The following is a 15529-nucleotide window of genomic DNA, read 5'->3' as shown; positions in this document are numbered from 1 at the left end:
AGAAAAGGATTGGGCAAAATAAACGATATAAAGGTAGTGAGCCCAATGAAAAAGTGGTACGTTATTTTCATGTCTATGATCCTTGTATTCACGCTTTCTGCATGTAAAGACGCGAAAGAAAAGGTACTAGAGGACGGCAAGGTTGATAAAGCCGAGGCATCTGATTCCAAAAAAGATAAGAAAGAAGAAGAAACATTCACTTCTGTCTTTCCGCTTACTGGAATTGGGACGAACGAGGATACTGATCACCGTGCTGTAGCTGTAATGGTGAACAACCACTGGAAGGCAAGACCGCAATCAGGACTTCATAAAGCAGATATGGTTTACGAAGTATTAGCTGAGGGAGAACTTACACGCTTTCTGGCGGTCTTTCAAAGTGAAATGCCAGAAACAGTCGGACCTGTCCGAAGTGCGCGAGACTACTTTATTGAGCTTTCCCGAGGGTACAATTCACTGTACGTTGCTCACGGATACAGTCCTGAAGCAAAAGATATTCTGTACAGCGGTACAGTTGATCACTTGAACGGCATGGACTATGACGGAAGTCTGTTTAAACGGGCTGATTTCAGAAAGGCGCCCCACAACTCTTACATCACCTATGAAAATATTTTGAAAGGGATGGAGAAAACAGGTGCCGATCAAACAGATGACCTAGATATGCTTCCTTTTCTGACAAAAACAAGTTCCATGAACCTTGAGGGTGAAGAAGCAACCGAGGTTACAGTTGATTATGGACGCGGAGAAACGGTAGGATTTACGTACTCTAAGAACAGGAAAACGTACGCTAGAAGCAGCAACAATGAACCGACAATAGATAGGGAAACTGAAACTCCAATCGCCGTAAGCAATGTATTCATTGTAGAGGCAGCACATCGTGTAATCGATGATGCCGGGAGACGTGAGATCAATTTAACATCCGGCGGAGATGCGATTCTGATTCAAAACGGTGTTGCACAGAAAATCTCGTGGAAAAACGAGAATGGAAGAATTGTTCCGGACGGAGGAGCGTTAATACCAGGTAAAACATGGATTAACATTGTGCCTAACGGTATGGAGAATTCAGTTAAGATGCAATAGAAAAAGGAGTGCATGTTTCATGCAAATTGATAAACTACGTGGAAAAGCGCTGGATCAGCTGTTTGAATCTGTTCTATCGCTGAAGGATATGGAAGAATGCTATCGTTTCTTCGATGATCTTTGTACGATGAACGAGATTCAATCACTCGCTCAAAGACTTGAAGTGGCACGCATGCTTCGTCAAGGCAAGACTTATCACAAGATCGAGAACGAAACAGGTGCAAGCACAGCTACGATCTCACGTGTAAAGCGCTGCCTGAACTTCGGGAATGACGCTTATGCAATGGTCCTTGATCGTGTTCATGAAGAGGAAGAAGCGAAATAAATAAGGAAAACCTGCCATGTGCAGGTTTTTTGTTTGAATTTTAATTAATGTAAGAGTTATCGAAACGTGCCAAACTTTGTCGAAAATCATGTATTTTGAAATTAACGTGGGATTAATGCTCGCTAACGTGGGAAAGACCATGATTAACGTGGGATTCCTGAAAGCAGAAGTAGAACAAAGTGCTTACGATTATGCAGCATATGTTATGAACCCTGAATTTTAATGAAACTCACTCTTCATTAAGCTCATCTGGACTTGGTCGCGGCAGTTACCGCGGATCCATTCCGCCTGCCGCACAATACCTTCAGCCTGGAAGCCGAGGCGGCGAGCGAGCTTGATGCTTTTTTCGTTTTGAACAGCTGCCCTGAGTTCCACGCGGTTCAGCATGAGCGTATAATACGCGTACATCAGCATCCCCTTTACTGCCCGCTGCGCAATTCCATGACCTTCAAATCCTTCACCAACCCAATAACCGAGCATTCCTGATTGGTTGTGCCACTTTATGTCATAAAGAGCTACTGATCCCGCAACCTGACCCCGATACCAGATAAAAAGAACAACATCTGTTTGTTCTTTCATTTTTTTATTCACCGTTTTAATAAACTGCTTCATTTCTCCATTTGATTGTGTGTAGTCCACCCAGCCAATCCAAGGACCGAGATGCTGACGCGAATGCTCAAGCAGCATAAAAATAGATTCAGATTCTTTCAAGTCTGGCTGTTTCAGCATTATTTCGTCGTCAATATGCCACATTAGCACAGGCATTCCTCCCCAAATCGAAGTATGAACTTCACAATCTTTCCACATGATGAATCATAGAGTGAGAACTTGATTTTTGATATAATGCAGAAGTACAGAAAGCGGTCTGTTAAAAAAGCAGGCACGGGTTGTTTTATTTAGGCTCATTTCTAAAAGTTGCTTTTGAAAATTTTTGTGATTTCACTTCGTTGAAAGTTGATTGGAGCGGAAGGTGCGAGACTCCTGCGGGACTAGCGGGACAGGTGAGACCCCGAAGGCGCATAGCGGCGAGGAGGCTCACCGCACGCCCCGCGGAAAGCGAGCATCCTGGAGCGGAAATCAACCCCTTCAAATAGCAACAAAGTTTACGAATACAGCCTTTATTTATGAAAGGAAGAACACAATGTTTGATTATAGAGAATGGAAGCATGTGTTTAAGCTTGACCCAGATAAAGAGATCAGCGACAGCGACCTGGAGATCATTTGCGAGAGTGGTACGGATGCTGTCATTGTCGGTGGGTCTGAAGGGGTAACGCTTGATAACACATTGGATCTTATGTCACGAATACGCAGGTTTGCGGTTCCTTGTGTGCTTGAAGTTTCAAATATCGAATCCCTCACACCAGGGTTTGATTTTTACTATATTCCGACTGTCTTAAACGCAAAGGATGCTAACTTTATAACTGGATTGCACAAGCAAGCGCTCAAAGAGTACGGTGACATCATGAACTGGGACGAGATCATTACGGAAGGCTATTGCATCGTGAATCCTGATTGTACAGCAGCTGAACGCTCAAAAGCCGATACGGATCTAACTTCAGATGATGTTGTAGCATATGCCCGCATGGCTGAAAAAATGTTTCAGCTTCCGATCTTTTATTTGGAATACAGCGGTACGTATGGAGATGCAAACATCGTGAAACAAGTAAGGGAAGTGCTGGATAAGGCAGTCTTTTATTATGGAGGCGGAATCACATCAGCTGATCAAGCGGGCGAAATGGCGGAATTTGCAGACACTGTTGTAGTCGGCAACATCGTCTATGACGATCTAAACGCTGCGATAGAAACGGTTGAAGCAGTTAAAGGTAAAAGTTGAAAAAAACTGCAAAATAAGCGAAAATATAATGAGAATATATGTTCGGGCGGTGAATGAAGAATGAGTATGCATCAAATGATTGAAAAGCTGTTAACAGGGCTTAACCCTGAACAAAAAGCAGCGGTAAAACATACAGACGGTCCATTGCTGTTAATGGCTGGAGCGGGAAGCGGAAAGACGCGTGTGCTGACACATCGCATCGCTTATTTAATGATGGAAAAAGAGGTAGCACCATGGAACATCCTGGCGATTACTTTTACAAATAAGGCAGCAAGAGAGATGAAGGAAAGGGTAGCGAAGATCACTGGCCCTGTAGCGGAAGAGATCTGGATTTCAACGTTCCACTCCATGTGCGTGCGTATTTTGCGCCGGGACATCGACCGGATCGGGATCAACCGTAACTTTACGATCTTAGATGCGACAGATCAATTATCTGTTGTAAAAGCAATCTTAAAAGATCTAAACTACGACCCGAAAAAATACGAACCTCGAGGCATCTTAAGTTCAATTTCATCATTAAAAAATGAACTGAAAACGGCAGCTGATTTTGCAAAAGTTGCGAACGGTCATTTTGAGGGTGTCGTACAAGAAGTTTATGAAAACTATGAAAAGCGCTTACGAAAGAACCAGGCGCTTGATTTTGACGATCTCATCATGACGACGATCCAATTGTTTGCGAAAGTCCCTGAAGTGCTGGAATTCTATCAGCGCAAGTTCCAATACATCCATGTGGATGAGTATCAGGATACGAACCGCGCACAATATATGCTTGTGAAAATGCTTGCTGACCGTTTCCGCAACCTGTGTGTTGTCGGTGATTCCGATCAGTCGATCTATGGCTGGCGCGGAGCGGATATCGCAAACATCCTCTCTTTTGAAAAAGATTACAATGATGCAAAGGTTATTTTGCTTGAGCAAAACTACCGTTCTACGAAAAAGATTCTTCAAGCAGCTAACAAAGTCATCGAAAACAACATGAACCGTAAGCCGAAGAACCTTTGGACAGATAATACAGAAGGAGCAAGTATCATGTATTATCAAGGTGACGACGAGCAGGGAGAAAGCTACTACGTAACCGGTAAGATCCGTGAAGCCGTTTCTTCAGGCAAACGTTCTTATAACGATATTGCGATTCTGTACAGAACGAACGCCCAGTCGCGTGTTATAGAGGAAGTTTTGATAAAGTCAAACATTCCATACAACATCGTGGGCGGTACAAAGTTCTATGACAGAAAAGAGATTAAAGACATCCTTGCTTATCTGCGTCTGATCTCAAACCCTGATGACGATATCTCCTTGCAGCGGATCGTTAACGTTCCTAAGCGCGGAATCGGTGCGTCTTCCATGGATAAAGTCGCTCAATACGCGGCGGCTAATGACCTGTCCATGTACCAGGCACTGCAAGAAGTAGAGCAGATCGGACTCAGCGCTCGTGCAACAAACAGCTTAAAAGAGTTCACAGATTTTATCACGAACTGGACGCGTCAGCAGGAATACCTGTCAGTAACAGAACTCACGGAAGAAGTTTTAAGCAAAACCGGCTACAGAGATGCTTTGAAAGCAGAGAAAACGATTGAAGCACAAAGCCGTTTAGAGAACATCGATGAATTTATTTCCGTTACGCAGGACTTCGAAAAGAGACAAGATGACAAATCGCTTATTGCCTTCCTTACAGACCTCGCCCTTGTAGCGGATATCGATAAGCTTGATGAAGAAGCTGAAAAAGAAGACAAGCCGAAAGAAGCGGTTGTACTGATGACGCTTCACTCTGCAAAAGGTCTGGAGTTCCCCGTTGTTTTCTTAATGGGGCTTGAGGAAGGAGTATTCCCGCATAGCCGTGCACTTTTTGAAGAAAACGAGATGGAAGAGGAGCGACGTCTTGCATATGTAGGGATTACACGTGCGGAAGAAGAGCTTTTCTTAACAAATGCAAGAATGCGTACCCTTTATGGACGTACAACAACAAATCCGGAATCACGATTTATCGCTGAAATTCCAGATGATTTGATAGAAGCAGAAGTAAAGGAGAAACCTTCTGTACCATGGGGTGCTGGAGCCCGTTCAGGTGGTGGATCTACCCCATCCTTCATGAATCCGAAAAAGAAAACCGTAACACCTGTCTATCAATCTTCTGGCGGGGAAAAACTGGATTGGAGAGTGGGCGACAAAGTCAAACACCGCAAGTGGGAAACGGGTACTGTTGTAAGTATGCGCGGTGATGGTGATTCGCTTGAACTCGACATCGCATTCCCTCAGCCTGTTGGTGTAAAAAGACTGCTTGCTAAATTTGCCCCGATCGAAAAAGCGTAAGTATAGAAGGAGTGGAACGGGTTGAACGAAGAACATGCAAAGGAAAGAATCCTGGAACTCCGGGAGCTTTTAGAAAAATATAATTACGAATATCATGTGCTGGACAAACCGTCTGTACCTGATGCTGAATATGACCAGCTTATGAAAGAGCTGATCGAACTTGAAAATAATCATCCTGAACTTCATGACGAGCATTCGCCTACATCACGTGTAGGCGGTGCCGTTTTGGACTTTTTTGAAAAGGTTGAACACACCGTTCCGATGCTTAGTCTTGGAAATGCGTTCAATGATCAGGATCTTCGCGATTTTGACCGACGGGTACGCGAAGGTGTTGGAGATAACGTTACGTATGTTGCTGAGCTGAAAATCGATGGGCTTGCGGTTTCCCTTCTATATGAGGATGGAAGATTTGTAAGAGGTGCTACCCGCGGAGACGGCACAATCGGTGAGGATATTACTAACAATTTAAAGACAATTCGTTCCATTCCGTTTAAGCTGAAAGATCCGGTTATGCTTGAAGTGCGCGGAGAAGCGTTCATGCCAAAGAAGTCATTCCAAAAGCTGAACGCTCACCGTGAAGAAGAAGGTCAGGAGCTTTTTGCAAATCCAAGGAATGCAGCAGCGGGTTCATTGCGCCAGCTTGATCCAAAGATTGCCGCAAGCCGGAACCTTGATATCTTCATTTATGGAGTTGGTAAGCTGGAAGGCCATACGGTAGATTCGCATGACGAGAGTTTAACGTATTTAAGCCACTTAGGCTTCAAAACGAATCCGGAGTGGAAGAAGTGCGAAAACATCGATGAAGTGATTGAGTTTGTGAACGGCTGGCAGGAGAAGCGTCCAGACCTTCCATACGAGATTGACGGAATCGTTATTAAAGTTAACTCACTTTATCAGCAAGAAGAATTAGGGTTTACTGCGAAAAACCCGCGCTGGGCGATCGCATACAAGTTTCCCGCTGAAGAAGTTGTTACGAAGCTTGAAGGTATCGAGCTGAATGTAGGCCGTACAGGTGTTGTTACACCAACCGCGCTCCTTCAGCCTGTTTTAGTAGCTGGAACGACAGTCAAGCGTGCTTCATTACATAATGAAGACTTAATCCGGGAAAAGGACATCAAGATCGGTGATTATGTTGTTGTAAAAAAAGCTGGCGACATCATTCCTGAAGTCGTGAACGTTATTACAGAGCGCCGTACGGGTGACGAAATCGACTTCCACATGCCGACTGAATGTCCGGAGTGTGACAGCGAACTTGAACGCTTAGATGGTGAAGTGGCACTTCGCTGCTTAAATCCGCAATGTCCTGCACAGATCCGTGAAGGATTCATTCATTTTGTTTCCAGAAATGCGATGAACATTGACGGACTTGGTGAAAAGGTAGTCGCTCAGCTGTTTAAAGAAAAGCTGATTGATAATGTTGCAGATTTATATAAGCTAGAGCGTGATAAACTGTTAGAATTAGAACGTATGGGTGAAAAATCTGCAGATAATTTACTTGCCGCTATTGAGAAATCCAAAGAAAACTCTTTAGAGCGTCTTTTATTTGGTCTTGGTATCCGCCATGTTGGAGCAAAAGCGGCTAAGACGATTGCACAGCGTTTTGAAACGATGGAAACACTAATGAACGCATCAAAAGAACAGCTTTTAGAAGTAGAAGAAATCGGTGAAAAGATGGCTGATTCGATTCAGCTTTACTTTTCTAAGCCGGAAGTAAAAGAGCTGATAGAAGAACTGCAGAGTCTTGGTGTGAACATGACATATAAAGGACCGAAGCTTGTTAAAGTTGAGGATCTTGATACGCCGTTTGCAGGGAAAACCGTTGTGTTAACTGGTAAGCTGTCTATTTTGACCCGGAATGAAGCAAAAGAAAAATTAGAACGCTTAGGAGCAAAGGTTACCGGTAGCGTAAGTAAAAATACAGATATGCTGATTGCCGGAGAAGATGCAGGATCTAAGCTTGATAAGGCGAAGAAATTTGGCATCGATATCTGGAATGAGCAGCAATTGGTTGAAGAGCTGAACAAATAAGATTGGCGAGAGCTGACCACTATTAGAGGAGTGTCCGTAATGATTAAACGGGTTGGACTCCTTTTCTTAAGCCTTTTACTCGTTTTAACTGGCTGTCTGGGTGACGATGAGCTGGAAAAAGAAGAAAAGGTTGTGCAGGAAAAGGGGAAGAAAGAAGAAAAAGCGATCATCACAGGGGAAATCAAGACCGGGGAAAAGTATTACCGAAGTATTTTTCCATTTGAGCCAGGTGGAGCACGCGGCGTTATCCGTTATGGTGTAGATAACCGTCTTGATATAAACGAGTTTGAAATGGGCTTGATGCGTGTAGCTCAAGAAACGTTCAATACGGATAAATACTTTTTCCAGGAAGGTCAGTTTTTAAATGAACCTACTGTTACCAATTGGCTGAGAAGAGCCGACGAAAAGCCAGGAAAGAGTAAAAGTGAATTGGATCAAACAGGTTTAAACCCGAAACTTGGTGTTAAAGTAGATGAAGGTGACGCTCAATACGTTGATAAAATGCTGGAAGCCAATAAGAATAACCCGAAATATCTTTCCTACGTATTAGAGCATAACTATCTTGTTCAAAGTGGAGACGGCAAGGTAAAGCTCGGCGGAGTTGTTATTGGGCTATCGTTTAACTCAACGTATTATTATGACGTTAAACACAATAGTCTCATCTATCCTGGTGAGGTCAAACTCGACCGCGCAAAGGTTCAAAAAGAAGCGCAAAAAATTGCCGGGCAAGTCGCAAGCCGTTTGCGTCAAGACCCTAAATTACAGGATATTCCGATTGTAGTTGCTCTTTATCAAGAAGAAGAGCGTGACTCAGTGACACCAGGAAACTTCTTTGCGGCTGGAGTGGTGAAGAAAGGAAGCAACTCGATCAGTTCATGGGAAGATATTGATGAAGATTATCTTTTATTCCCTTCAGACTCAGCTTCCAAAAAGAAGAGAAGCGATTCCGAGAAATTTACATCTTTTAAAGCCAAAGTTCAGGAATACTTCCCGAATTTTATCGGTGTAATCGGAAAAGGTTTCTATAAAGACGGAAACCTGGAGCGAATGACAATCGAAATTCCCGTTCAGTTCCGAGGGAAAGCAGAGATCATTTCCTTTACTCAATTCGTTGCTACATCTGCACTGGGAGAATTGCCGGATGTTCCGATTGAAGTGTATATCGGTTCAGCTGTAGACCAGCCAGAGGCATTGATTGTTAAAGACGAAACAACCCAAGAAGAGCCATTCGTTCATATTTATCGAAAATAGTTTATTTATGATTAAAAGCTGACCCAAAAGGACACAGATGATGTCTGCTTGGTGTCAGCTTTTCATTTTTTTTTCTACTGTACGTATTTTTACAGGAAACTCGGGTTGAAAAAAGCTTTGTTTGAGCGGTAGTGGCGGATTATTGAGCGAAACTAGAAGATTCTGAGCGAAGCGAGGTTAATCTTGAGCGAAACTCCGAGTTTTTGAGCGAAAACCGATTCATCCTGAGCGAACTTGTAACAAATAAAAGAACACGTACCGTAAAAAAAACCTAAGCTACGCAAGAGTATATTTATTCGGAATTTTTCCAGAATTTTAGTTGAAAAGAGCCTGAAATGTACTAATCATTCATCAACTAGAAAGAAGATGCAGAACAGCAGTTCATCCCTTGAAAATAAAGAATTCTGACTATTTCTGTTTGTTTGAACTAAACGCTATGTTCATGTAGAATGAACGTGGGAAACCCAATTTTGAAAACGCTTTATTAGGAGGGGAATTTATTATGACACGTGAATACCGTCATGAACCATTTATGGATTTTTCAGTTCCTGCAAACAAGGAAGCTTATGAGGCAGGCTTGAAGGTTATTAATTCTAAGCTTGGACAAGAGTTTCCGCTTGTTATCGGCAGTGAGAAAATCACAACAGACGAAAAGATTGTTTCTATAAATCCAGCCAACAAAGAAGAAGTGATTGGATCTGTTTCAAAGGCAACTCAAGACCATGCTGAGCAAGCGATGCAAGCTGCATTAACTGCTTTCGAATCTTGGAAGAAGTGGGATCCTGAGCACCGTGCGAACATCTTGTTCCGTGCAGCAGCGATCATCCGCCGCCGTAAATATGAATTCTCCGCTATGCTTACAAAAGAAGCAGGTAAGCCATGGAAAGAAGCGGATGCTGATACAGCAGAAGCTATCGACTTTTTAGAATACTATGCACGCCAAGCAATCAAGCTTAAAGCTGGTCAGCCAGTTGTAAGCCGCGATGGCGAAATCAATAAATTTAACTACATTCCACTTGGAGTAGGTATCGTTATCTCTCCATTTAACTTCCCGTTTGCGATCATGGCAGGTACTGCAGCAGCTGCGTTCGTTTCTGGTAACACAGTATTGTTGAAGCCAGCGAACTCAACTCCAGTTATCGCAGCGATGTTCGTTCAAGTAATGGAAGAAGCAGGACTTCCTGCAGGCGTACTTAACTACGTACCTGGAAGCGGTGCAGAAATCGGAGACTACCTGGTTGATCACCCGAAAACGCGTTTCGTTTCATTTACAGGTTCTCGTGAAGTGGGCTGCCGTATCTATGAGCGCGCAGCGAAAGTACACCCTGGCCAAATCTGGCTGAAGCGTGTAATTGCTGAAATGGGCGGAAAAGACACAGTTGTAGTTGACCGTGACGCTGATCTTGAATTAGCAGCAAGCTCAATCGTTTACTCTGCATTCGGATTCTCTGGACAAAAATGTTCTGCTGGATCTCGTGCGGTTATCCACCAAGACGTGTATGATGAAGTTCTAGAAAAAGCAGTAGCTTTAACTAAAACGCTAACAGTAGGTAGCCCTGAAGAAGTTAGCACATACATGGGGCCGGTAATCGACCAAGCTTCTTATAACAAAATCATGAAGTACATCGAAATCGGTAAAGAAGAAGGCCGTCTGATGACTGGTGGAGAAGGAGACGACTCTAAAGGTTACTTCATCCAGCCAACGATCTTTGCTGACGTTGATGAAAAAGCTCGCCTGATGCAAGAAGAGATTTTCGGACCAGTTGTAGCGATCTGCAAAGCACGTGACTTCGATCACATGATGGAAATCGCAAACAACACAGAGTACGGTCTGACTGGTGCACTTCTTTCTAACAACCGTGAGCACATCGAGCGCGCGCGTGAAGAGTTCCACGTAGGTAACTTCTACATCAACCGCGGATGTACAGGTGCGATCGTTGGATACCAGCCGTTCGGCGGATTCAACATGTCTGGAACTGACTCAAAAGCAGGCGGACCAGACTACTTAATCCTTCACATGCAAGCAAAAACAACTTCAGAAACACTTTAATAGCAAATATGAAGCCCTTTCTCGACTGAGAGAGGGCTTTTTATTTTGGGGAAAATTCATTTATAAGTCTTCGTTAGAATTTATAAGTCTTGAAAATTTTTTATAAGTCCTCAAATTTTTTTATAAGTCTTCAAAAAAAATTATAAGTCTTCACCTGATCACAAACAAAAAATGGATTATACAAGCCGCTTCAGGAGAAGTTAATCGTATAACAATACGAAAGCAGGTGTAAAGAGATGTCAAAAGATAAAGAGACAAAGAGGGAACTGCCTGAAGTTGATATAGATGAAACAATGCCACATCAAATCAGTTCTCCAGACTTTAAAAAAACAGGCATGAAGATGCAGGCACCATTTGTAAACGAGCACGGAGTTGTGATCGGAGACAGCTTTTATGATTCACCTAATTCACCGCTCAATAACTGGACCACAGATACTGATCCTGAAATCATGGCAGGGGATGAGTGGGTTCATCCAACGAATGATATCGGATGGAATAAGAATATAAATAGAGACCTTATCGAGAAAAAGGCTCCGCCAAAAGAAGGCATGCTAAGACATCCAACAAAAGATTCAAGTTATGGTACTGATTGATCACATCCGGATATACCGGGTGTTTTTCTTTTTGTATACTGAGGACTGTAGTAAGATGAAGATATTCGTATAGAGGAGGTAAACGTAATGCCATATTTCGCAGCAATTTTACATATGGAAAAACCTGAATTAAACCAGGAGTATCGTCAGGCCCATCTGGATTATCTACAAGAATTAGTGGAACAAGAGAAGGTTCATCTTAAGGGCCCATTCTTAGATGGTGCAGGCGGAATGGTCGTTTATAAAGCAGATTCTTTAGAGGAAGCGAAAAACTTAGCGCAAGAAGATCCTTACGTCAAAGAAGGGGTTCGCCGTTTAGAACTTCATGAGTGGGGTATCTAATGATAAGGCCGATTCAAAACCGTTCGTTTTGAGTCGGTTTTTTTCATTTGTCGAGCTTTGACAAAGGCTGTTGTCGCAAACTTTCTTGCTCTTGAAAGTGGTTGATTTCCGCTCCAGGACGCTCGCTTTCCGCGGGGCGTGCGGTGAGCCTTCTCGGCGCGTTGCGCCTCTAGGAGTCTCACCTTCCAGGAGATGTGCTCCTGCGTCTGAAGGCAAAACAGTCGAAGCTTGTTCCTCGTCGCATGCCTTGCAGGAAGTATATCAGGTGGCTGGCACGCACCTTGCTCTCCAATCAACTTGTCAATGAAGAGAATGAAAAAATGACCCAAAAGCAACAATCTTTTAGAGAAGGGCTTTGTCAAAAAATGCCCTAATACCTCTCCATTTAGACTTAATCACACGAATCTTCTCTCCCTAAGTTGCCTATCCTACAAGGTTTTTGTTATCATCAGAATAATACTTTGGTATAAGAAGTCTTGGAGGTGGCGTGCTTGTCTCGAATTTCAAAGGATCAAGTGAAACACGTGGCTCATTTAGCCAGGTTAGCTGTTACGGATGAAGAAGCCGAAATGCTGACTGAACAATTAGATAAAATAATCGGGTTTGCAGAAGAATTAAAGGAACTCGACACAGATAACGTGGAGCCGACTACACACGTGCTGGAATTGAAAAATGTCCTTCGTGAAGATAAAGTCAGAAATTCTGTATCAGTAGATGAGGCGATGAAAAATGCGCCGGCACAAAAGGACGGCCAGTTTAAAGTTCCGAACATTTTAGAGTAGGAGGAAAGACCACGTATGTCGATTTTAGATAAAAAGATATCAGAACTGCATCAGTTATTACATACGAAAGAACTTAGCGTCTCAGACATTGTAGATGCAACATTTGACCGTATCCATCAAGTTGATGATAAAGTAAGAGCATTTTTAACATTAAACCAGGAATTTAGCCGCATCAAGGCTAAACAATTGGACGAAAAACTTATTTCCGGTGCTGATAGAGGACTGCTTTTTGGTATGCCGATCGGAATAAAAGATAATATCGTTACAAAAGGGATCCGTACGACATGTGCATCCCGTATTCTTGAAAACTTTGAACCGATTTATGATGCAACGGTTGTGGAAAAGCTTACGGAAGCGGACACAATCACGATCGGTAAATTGAACATGGACGAGTTTGCGATGGGATCATCAAACGAGAACTCTGGGTTCCATCCGACTCATAACCCGTGGGATCTTTCCTGCGTACCGGGTGGATCTTCAGGTGCCTCCGCAGCAGCCGTGTCTGCAGGAGAAGTACTATTCTCATTAGGATCTGATACAGGGGGTTCTATCCGTCAGCCAGCCGCATTCTGCGGTGTGGTAGGATTAAAACCAACTTACGGACTTGTATCCCGTTATGGACTTGTAGCTTTTGCATCATCCCTTGACCAGATCGGACCAATCACACAAAACGTTGAAGATAATGCCTACCTGCTTCAAGCGATTGCAGGGAACGATCCGATGGATTCAACCTCTGCAAAGGTGGATATCCCGGATTACCTGGCTTCCTTCACAGGCGAAGTAAACGGATTAAAAATTGGAGTTCCTAAAGAATACCTTGGAGAAGGTGTACAGCCTGACGTTAAAGAGCGCATTATGGAAGCTCTGAAGGTACTCGAAGGTTTAGGTGCAACATGGGAAGAGGTATCACTCCCACATTCACGCTACGCCCTGGCAACCTATTATTTACTGTCTTCATCTGAAGCTTCAGCCAACCTTTCCCGTTTTGACGGAGTCCGTTATGGATTGCGTTCAGACAACAGCAATAACCTGATCGATATGTACAAGCAATCCCGCAGTGAAGGGTTTGGTGAGGAAGTAAAACGCCGCATTATGCTCGGGACATTCGCTTTAAGCTCAGGGTATTATGATGCGTATTATAAAAAGGCGCAGAAAGTCCGTACGCTGATAAAAGAAGACTTTACGAACATCTTTGAAAAATACGATGTCATCATCGGACCCACAACGCCATCAGCTTCATTCAAATGCGGAGCGATGACAAAAGATCCGTTAACGATGTACATGAATGATATTTTAACCATTCCAGTGAACTTGGCAGGTGTTCCGGCGATTTCTGTACCATGCGGATTCTCTGATGGACTGCCGATCGGACTTCAGATCATCGGAAAGCACTTTGACGAGAGTACAATTTATAAAGTGGCACATGCGTTTGAACAGGCAACAGAACATCACAAAGCGAAGCCGAAGCTGTAGGGGGTGCAGAGAATGAGCGAATTTGAAACGATTATTGGACTAGAAGTACACGTAGAATTAAAAACAAACTCAAAGATTTTCTGCGGCTGTTCTACAAACTTTGGTGCGCCGCCGAACACGAATGTATGTCCGATCTGCTTAGGGCATCCAGGCGTTTTGCCTGTTGTGAACCATCAAGCAGTTGATTTTGCGATGCGTGCGGCACTGGCACTAAACTGTGAGATCAACCGTGAAACGAAATTCGACCGTAAGAACTACTTTTATCCGGACAACCCAAAAGCCTATCAAGTTTCACAGTTTGATAAGCCGATCGGTGAGCATGGCTGGATTGAAATAGAAGTAGATGGCAACAAAAAGAAAATCGGGATTACCCGTATTCATATGGAAGAGGATGCAGGGAAACTTACGCATACTTCTGACGGCTCTCTAGTTGACCTTAACCGTCAGGGAACACCGCTCGTTGAAATCGTATCTGAGCCCGATATCCGTACGCCAGAAGAGGCATATGCGTATCTGGAAAAATTAAAAGCGATCATTCAGTACACGGGTGTATCTGATTGTAAGATGGAAGAAGGTTCATTGCGCTGTGACGCTAACATTTCTATCCGTCCCGTCGGTCAGGAAGAGTTTGGTACGAAAGCAGAGCTGAAGAACTTAAACTCATTTGCTTTCGTTCAAAAAGGACTGGAACATGAAGAGAAACGTCAGCGTGAAGTTGTTTCAGGAGGAGGAGAAATCCTTCAGGAAACGCGCCGTTATGATGAAGCATCAAAAACTACCATTCTTATGCGAGTGAAGGAAGGTTCTGATGACTATCGCTACTTCCCAGAACCTGATCTTGTTTCGATTTTTATCGATGATGAGTGGCTGGATCGAGTGAAGTCTGAAATTCCAGAACTGCCGGATGCGCGTCAAAAGAGATACGTAGGTGAATTTGGACTTCCTGAATACGATGCAAAAGTTCTGACGATGACAAAAGAGATGGCGGATTTCTTCGAAGGAACGATTGGTGCAGGTGCAGATGCGAAGCAGGCATCCAACTGGATCATGGGTGAAGTGAGCGCCTATTTGAACAACGAAGGAAGAGAACTGCATCAAACCGCTTTAACAGCAGAAGGCCTTGCGGGCATGATCAAGCTGATTGCCAACGCAACAATTTCCAATAAAATCGCAAAGACTGTTTTCAAAGAGCTAGTTGAAAACGGCGGCGATGCAGAAAAAATCGTAAAAGATAAAGGTCTTGTGCAGATTTCAGACGAAGGAGCAATACGTGAGATCGTTGTGAAGATCTTGGATGCCAACGAGCAATCTGTAACTGACTATAAAGACGGAAAAGAAAAAGCAGTCGGTTTCCTAGTTGGACAAGTTATGAAAGAAACAAAAGGAAAAGCGAACCCTCCGCTTGTAAACAAACTGATTGTGGAAGAACTGAAAAAAAGATAAAACAAAAATCCTCCTATAACG

Annotated in this window: 13 protein-coding genes; 12 read left to right on the top strand and 1 reads right to left on the bottom strand. The window is 43.4% G+C overall.

Translation table 11 applies throughout. From position 1 onward, the window contains the following. The first annotated feature begins 45 nt into the window (after positions 1–45). Together M3196_RS16340 and M3196_RS16335 are read left to right on the top strand one after the other, a co-directional pair. Positions 46–1077: a DUF3048 domain-containing protein gene (locus M3196_RS16340; protein ID WP_251323378.1), complete on the top strand. Its 1032-nt coding sequence runs from the start codon at positions 46–48 to the stop codon at positions 1075–1077. Between the two features lie 19 nt (positions 1078–1096). Further along, positions 1097–1402 (top strand): YerC/YecD family TrpR-related protein, encoded by a 306-nt coding sequence (locus M3196_RS16335; protein WP_251323377.1) that lies wholly within the window; start codon positions 1097–1099, stop codon positions 1400–1402. Between the two features lie 219 nt (positions 1403–1621). Here the strand turns inward: M3196_RS16335 and M3196_RS16330 are convergent, their stop codons facing one another. Further along, positions 1622–2155, bottom strand: a complete 534-nt coding sequence (locus tag M3196_RS16330) for a GNAT family N-acetyltransferase (RefSeq protein ID WP_251323407.1) — start codon at positions 2153–2155, stop codon at positions 1622–1624. A gap of 388 nt (positions 2156–2543) precedes the next feature. Between M3196_RS16330 and M3196_RS16325 the strand changes: the two genes are divergently transcribed. The 10 genes from M3196_RS16325 (at position 2544) to gatB (ending at position 15508) form a co-directional block, all read left to right on the top strand. Beyond that, positions 2544–3236, top strand: a complete 693-nt coding sequence (locus tag M3196_RS16325) for a heptaprenylglyceryl phosphate synthase (protein WP_251323376.1) — start codon at positions 2544–2546, stop codon at positions 3234–3236. Positions 3237–3302: 66 nt separating this feature from the next. Next, positions 3303–5546, top strand: a complete 2244-nt coding sequence (pcrA, locus tag M3196_RS16320) for a DNA helicase PcrA (RefSeq protein WP_251323406.1) — start codon at positions 3303–3305, stop codon at positions 5544–5546. Positions 5547–5567: 21 nt separating this feature from the next. Then, positions 5568–7574: an NAD-dependent DNA ligase LigA gene (gene ligA / locus M3196_RS16315; RefSeq protein ID WP_251323375.1), complete on the top strand. Its 2007-nt coding sequence runs from the start codon at positions 5568–5570 to the stop codon at positions 7572–7574. A 39-nt stretch (positions 7575–7613) separates the two neighbouring features. Next, positions 7614–8825 (top strand): CamS family sex pheromone protein, encoded by a 1212-nt coding sequence (locus M3196_RS16310; RefSeq protein WP_251323374.1) that lies wholly within the window; start codon positions 7614–7616, stop codon positions 8823–8825. A 502-nt stretch (positions 8826–9327) separates the two neighbouring features. Next, positions 9328–10875 (top strand): L-glutamate gamma-semialdehyde dehydrogenase, encoded by a 1548-nt coding sequence (gene pruA, locus M3196_RS16305; protein ID WP_251323373.1) that lies wholly within the window; start codon positions 9328–9330, stop codon positions 10873–10875. 236 nt (positions 10876–11111) lie between these two features. Then, a complete protein-coding gene (locus M3196_RS16300) occupies positions 11112–11468 on the top strand; it encodes a DUF3905 domain-containing protein (protein ID WP_251323372.1) in 357 nt (118 codons plus the stop codon). An 87-nt stretch (positions 11469–11555) separates the two neighbouring features. Next, positions 11556–11810 (top strand): YciI family protein, encoded by a 255-nt coding sequence (locus tag M3196_RS16295; RefSeq protein ID WP_251323371.1) that lies wholly within the window; start codon positions 11556–11558, stop codon positions 11808–11810. A gap of 491 nt (positions 11811–12301) precedes the next feature. Continuing rightward, positions 12302–12592, top strand: a complete 291-nt coding sequence (gatC, locus tag M3196_RS16290; protein ID WP_251323370.1) for an Asp-tRNA(Asn)/Glu-tRNA(Gln) amidotransferase subunit GatC — start codon at positions 12302–12304, stop codon at positions 12590–12592. Positions 12593–12607: 15 nt separating this feature from the next. After that, complete coding sequence (gatA, locus tag M3196_RS16285) at positions 12608–14065, top strand: Asp-tRNA(Asn)/Glu-tRNA(Gln) amidotransferase subunit GatA (protein WP_251323369.1); 1458 nt, start codon at positions 12608–12610, stop codon at positions 14063–14065. 12 nt (positions 14066–14077) lie between these two features. Then, positions 14078–15508 carry an Asp-tRNA(Asn)/Glu-tRNA(Gln) amidotransferase subunit GatB gene (gene gatB, locus M3196_RS16280; protein ID WP_251323368.1) on the top strand — a complete coding sequence of 477 codons (1431 nt, stop codon included), beginning with the start codon at positions 14078–14080 and terminating at the stop codon, positions 15506–15508. The last annotated feature ends 21 nt before the right edge of the window (positions 15509–15529 follow it).

This window comes from Fictibacillus nanhaiensis (assembly GCF_023715445.1).
Classification (GTDB): Bacteria; Bacillota; Bacilli; order Bacillales; family Fictibacillaceae; genus Fictibacillus; species Fictibacillus nanhaiensis_D.
This window is presented reverse-complemented; position numbering and strand designations above follow the sequence as displayed.

What these genes read in the sequence shown, in the direction of transcription:
- M3196_RS16340 (WP_251323378.1), top strand. Translation starts at nt 46, where the DNA reads ATGAAAAAGTGGTACGTTATTTTCATGTCTATGATCCTTGTATTCACG.
- pruA (WP_251323373.1), top strand. Translation starts at nt 9,328, where the DNA reads ATGACACGTGAATACCGTCATGAACCATTTATGGATTTTTCAGTTCCT.
- gatB (WP_251323368.1), top strand. Translation starts at nt 14,078, where the DNA reads ATGAGCGAATTTGAAACGATTATTGGACTAGAAGTACACGTAGAATTA.
- pcrA (WP_251323406.1), top strand. Translation starts at nt 3,303, where the DNA reads ATGCATCAAATGATTGAAAAGCTGTTAACAGGGCTTAACCCTGAACAA.
- M3196_RS16295 (WP_251323371.1), top strand. Translation starts at nt 11,556, where the DNA reads ATGCCATATTTCGCAGCAATTTTACATATGGAAAAACCTGAATTAAAC.
- gatA (WP_251323369.1), top strand. Translation starts at nt 12,608, where the DNA reads ATGTCGATTTTAGATAAAAAGATATCAGAACTGCATCAGTTATTACAT.
- M3196_RS16325 (WP_251323376.1), top strand. Translation starts at nt 2,544, where the DNA reads ATGTTTGATTATAGAGAATGGAAGCATGTGTTTAAGCTTGACCCAGAT.
- M3196_RS16335 (WP_251323377.1), top strand. Translation starts at nt 1,097, where the DNA reads ATGCAAATTGATAAACTACGTGGAAAAGCGCTGGATCAGCTGTTTGAA.
- M3196_RS16330 (WP_251323407.1), bottom strand. Translation starts at nt 2,155, where the DNA reads ATGTGGCATATTGACGACGAAATAATGCTGAAACAGCCAGACTTGAAA.
- M3196_RS16310 (WP_251323374.1), top strand. Translation starts at nt 7,614, where the DNA reads ATGATTAAACGGGTTGGACTCCTTTTCTTAAGCCTTTTACTCGTTTTA.
- M3196_RS16300 (WP_251323372.1), top strand. Translation starts at nt 11,112, where the DNA reads ATGTCAAAAGATAAAGAGACAAAGAGGGAACTGCCTGAAGTTGATATA.